Annotated in this window: 3 protein-coding genes; 1 reads left to right on the top strand and 2 read right to left on the bottom strand. The window is 38.7% G+C overall.

Annotated elements, in window-relative coordinates:
* Window positions 1-237: 237 nt before the first annotated feature.
* The gene (rbfA, locus tag F6K22_RS39080) at window positions 238-624 is read right to left on the bottom strand and encodes a 30S ribosome-binding factor RbfA (RefSeq protein ID WP_293110350.1); all 387 of its coding nucleotides are present in this window, start codon (window positions 622-624) and stop codon (window positions 238-240) included.
* 348 nt (window positions 625-972) lie between these two features.
* Between rbfA and sipA the strand changes: the two genes are divergently transcribed.
* On the top strand, window positions 973-1263 hold the full coding sequence (gene sipA / locus F6K22_RS39085; protein ID WP_293110346.1) for a regulatory protein SipA: 291 nt from the start codon (window positions 973-975) through the stop codon (window positions 1261-1263).
* A gap of 2 nt (window positions 1264-1265) precedes the next feature.
* On the opposite strand, the gene F6K22_RS39090 is transcribed toward sipA, so the two are convergent.
* Window positions 1266-1805: an alpha/beta hydrolase gene (locus F6K22_RS39090; RefSeq protein WP_293110348.1), complete on the bottom strand. Its 540-nt coding sequence runs from the start codon at window positions 1803-1805 to the stop codon at window positions 1266-1268.
* Window positions 1806-2276: the final 471 nt, after the last annotated feature.

A 2276-nucleotide genomic window follows, 5' to 3' on the forward strand; every position in this document is an offset into this window, starting at 1 on the left:
AATGTATTGAATTAGACATAAAGAAGTGAGAAATGCACCCCAAGATTCTTACTCCCCCCTCTTCCCCCTCTTCCCCCTCTCCCCACCCTCCTACAAGGGTTTCAGGAGTTCCTTATAAGGGATAGCTTTTAGGGAAAGGATTGAGGATCAAAGAAAAAAATTTCTTTTTTTCCCCTGGAAAGGAGAGGCTTTAAACTTGAATTATTTAATTATTAATTATTAATTATTAATTATTAATTATTCGGTAATATCTTCTGTTTCCTCTTGTTGCCGTTCTTGGGAAAGTTGGTTTAACAGTGATATAATTTCAGTCCCACGCTCTAGAGAGCGGTCTTCGATAAAGATAACTTCTGGAGTTCGACGTAGACGTATTCTATGGCCTAACTCACTACGGACATAGCCAGTGGCAGACCTTAAACCTGCCATGGTTTCAGACCTTACTTGGTCAGACCCATAGATACTTACAAATATTTTAGCGTGTTGTAAGTCTCCAGAAACATTTACATCTGTGACACTGACCATACCAATACCCACGCGGTTATCTTTGATACCATGGAGCAACATCTGGCTGATTTCCTGCTTGATTAATGAAGCAACCCTGGAAACGCGACGACCTGTAGCCACGATCATTACCCCCTACAATTTCATACTCGCCATATCTATTGTAGTACCTTCCCTAGACTTATGGCAGCTTTTTGTAACTTGACTAAAATTAATTATATTAAACTCTTGAATTCCCTTGAACAAAAAATCAGGTCTTAAGGCTTTGGCTGAGGCCAAAGGTACTGATATAGCGCTACGCGCAAGTCATGCATTCAAAAGTCAAAAGTAATCCCTAACTAAGTTTGAGCATTTATAAATGTCCGCGCCCTTTGTTTCGATTGCTATAACTGATAACTGAAATGACCGAGAGGGGGGATGACCAACTTTATGATAAGAAATAAAAAAGCAAATATTATGGGAGTATAATAAATGGAAAATGAATTTTCTGTTGGCCAAAAAGTCAGATTAGTCGTTCAACCACCATACATCAAAACTGCTGAATCGATGCCCATATTACGTCCCCCTAATGTAGTGCGTTTGGGTGAAGTAGGCACCATTTTAAGTTGCAAAGCAGGAAATTATTGGGCTGTTCGTTTTGAGAAGGGAGCATTTCTTATAGATAGTCAATATATAGAGGCTGTGGCAGTTGATTCGGTAACTGGCCAGCAACATTATACTGATGAATATACTAATAAGATAACTCCGCCTTCAGAATCGTAGATTTAATTGAGTAGTTCTCCTAAATTACCGATAGTCTCTTTAACTTTTCCTACAATTTCGTTAATTTTACCTACGTCTATGTGCATTTCTGCGGTAGGATATTTTTCGAGAACTTCTAGCACTGATATTCGATTGTCATCTGCTGCTGCTAAGATAATGGCAGAACGTAGGGCTTTGTCACTTTCATAATTGTGTCTCGTCTGAACTACTTCGGTGACGCCTTTAGTTAGATTTTGACCAATGTTACTATACAGCACTTTGGCTAGGTTAGCAACATTAGCTCCTACTTCTAATGTCATTAATCCACGAACTGTATTAGGGTTGACTTTTGATATGCCTAGAGCTTGAGAAATTGTTTTGGTCGTTTTACCCGTTTCTGCAAATTGTCGTAGATCCTTAACTTTGATCGATGCTTTTATTGGGCCAGCTATATCTATTACGATTTTGTTCGTGGCGATCGCATTTTGATGGGAGACCATAACTCCGGCAATCGCACCCAAAATAATTAATGGACTACGGGACAGCAGATTTGATAATTGCATGGTTAATATTGAATTAGATTTTCATCTAAGCTCTTAGATACACATTTCTAGTTTACTTGTCAATCTATGTAACATTTTTGATTGGATAACTGAAACATTTATATTGACTGTAGAATTTTGAATTTACTGTACTTTTTTCAGACAGTAAAGTTAGCTATTAAGACAGCAGAAATAAATCAGGGATAGTGATAGTGCTATGGACTCCCGTATCGAATACTTTAGCCTTATCCCCATCACTAGCATCCATATTAGACCTCTGGTGGAAAAGAGGGAGTAGGTCGGAGGTAGGGACGTTTAGCTGGCGCACAACGCGCATTTTTCATGTCGCGTAGCGAAACGCTGCGTGACATGAAACGCATTTTTGTTATGCAACGTCCGTACAGAGTAGGGGGAAAGAATTAATGATTTCTGCGTATGGGATTGATTTGATTTTTAATTATCACGCCTATGTCTATTAAAGAGCAAATATGA

The sequence above is a fragment of the Okeania sp. SIO2F4 genome, from assembly GCF_010672385.1.
Lineage (GTDB): Bacteria > Cyanobacteriota > Cyanobacteriia > Cyanobacteriales > Microcoleaceae > Trichodesmium.